This window comes from Streptomyces sp. 13-12-16 (assembly GCF_002114215.1).
GTDB lineage: Bacteria > Actinomycetota > Actinomycetes > Streptomycetales > Streptomycetaceae > Streptomyces.
Genome location: NZ_NCTE01000775.1, coordinates 1270 through 3375 on the forward strand (window position 1 = coordinate 1270; position 2106 = coordinate 3375).

Below are 2106 nucleotides of genomic sequence, written 5' to 3' on the forward strand. Positions count from 1 at the left end.
TCGGGACCGGTGACCGGGAACGGTGGCGACGCGGCGTCCATGGGGCTCACCGCACTCGAACACCCCCTGCTCAAGGCCGAGATCGCGGTGCCGGACCCGGAGACGGTGGTGTTCACGGGACGCCTCTCGACGGACACCCAGCCCTGGCTGGCCGACCACGCGGTGTTCGGCGCGACGCTGCTGCCCGGCACGGCCTTCGTCGAACTGGCCGTGCGCGCCGGCGACCAGCTCGGCTGCGGCGTCCTCGACGAGTTGACGCTGCGCGCGCCGCTGATCCTGCCCGAGGCGGGCGGCGTACGGCTGCGGCTGACGGCCGGTGGACCGGCCGACGGGGGCAGGCGCCCCCTCACCCTCCACTCGCGCGCCGAGGACGCCGCCGAGGACACGGCCTGGACGCTGCATGCGGAGGGCACGCTGGCGCCCGGGGAAGCCGCCGCCCCCGCCGCCTTCGACCTGACGCAGTGGCCGCCGCCCGGGGCGGAGGGGCTCACCGTCGACGGCGCGTACGAACGCCTCCAGGACTTCGGTTTCGCATACGGCCCGGTGTTCCAGGGACTCAGGGCGGCCTGGCGGGTCGGCGACGAGACGTTCGCCGAGGTGGCGCTCGACGACGGGACCGGAGCCGAGCCCTTCCTGCTGCATCCGGCACTGCTCGACTCCGCCCTGCACGCCTTGATGCTCGCCCCGGGCGACGACGACGCGGCGGCCCTGCCGTTCGCCTGGAAGGGAGTCCGGCTGCACGCGAGCGGCGCCACGGCCGCACGGGTCCGGCTGATCCCGAAGGGGAAGGGCGAGGTGGAGATCCACGTCGCCGACACGCAGGGACGCCCTGTCGCGTCCGTGGAGTCCCTGATCAGCAGGGAGGTCTCGGCCGAGCAGCTCGCGCCGGTGCGCACGGGGCCCGACGGCTCCCTCTTCCACATCACCTGGACGCCCGCCGTGACGTCCGCCGCCGGGGCGGCATGGACGGGGGTGACCGACCTGTCGGAGCTCTCCGGCCAGGTGCCCGCGACCGTCGCACTGACACTGCCCGCCGGTACGGGCGACATCGCCGACGACGTCAGGACGGTCACGGACCACACGCTCCGGGCCCTCCAGACCTGGCTCGCGGACGAACGGTTCACCGGCCGCAGGCTCATGGTGGTCACCCGCGGCGACGACCTCGCGCACGCCGCGGCGTGGGGCCTGGTGCGCGCCGCCCGGGCCGAGGACCCCGAGCGCTTCGCGCTGCTCGAGACGGACCGGGACGACCCGGAGACGACCGCCCGCGCCGTCGCGTCCGGCGAGCCCGAACTGCGCGTCCTCGACGGCGAGCTCCTGGTGCCGCGCCTGGCACGCACCCCGGCGGCGTCCGAAGGGGAGGAAACCCCTTGGGCCGGGCCCGGAACCGTACTGATCACCGGTGGCACCGGCGGTCTCGGAGCGCTCGTCGCCCGCCATCTGATCGTCGAGCACGGCGTCCGCGACGTGCTGCTGACCAGCCGCCGGGGCATGGACGCGCCGGGCGCGGCCGAGATCCACCGGGAGCTGACCGGCCTCGGCGCGACGGTCGAGATCGCGGCCTGCGACGTGGCGGACCGGGACGCCCTGCGGGAACTGCTGGCGGACCGGACCCTCGGCGCCGTCGTGCACACGGCCGGTGTGCTGGCCGACGGCATGATCGCCAACCTGACGCCGCACAGCCTCGACCAGGTGCTGCGTCCCAAGGTGGACGGCGCGCTCAACCTGCACGACCTCACCCGTGACCAGGACCTCGGCGCCTTCGTGCTGTTCTCGTCGGCGGCGGGCGTGCTCGGTGCGCCGGGCCAGGGCAACTACGCCGCCGCCAACACGTTCCTCGACGCGCTCGCCGTGCGGCGCCGCGCCGAGGGACTGCCCGCGCAGTCCCTGGCCTGGGGGCTGTGGGGCGGCGGCGGGATGGGGGACGGCCTCGGCGAGGCCGAGCTCCGGCGCATGCGCCGTCAGGGCACGCCCGCGCTGACGCCGGGCGAGGGCCTCGCGCTGTTCGACACCGCGACGGCCCGTTCCGAGCCGGTGCTGGTGCCGATGGGCCTGGACCTGCGGGTGCTGCGCAAGGGGACCGTCGGCGAACCCCCCGTGCTGTTG

General features: G+C 75.3%; 1 protein-coding gene. It reads left to right on the plus strand.

The genetic code is table 11. The annotated features are described in order from the left end of the window. Window positions 1–39: 39 nt before the first annotated feature. Window positions 40–2106: type I polyketide synthase (locus tag B7767_RS28590; protein WP_256923605.1), on the plus strand; the 2067-nt coding region annotated here is incomplete at its 3' end.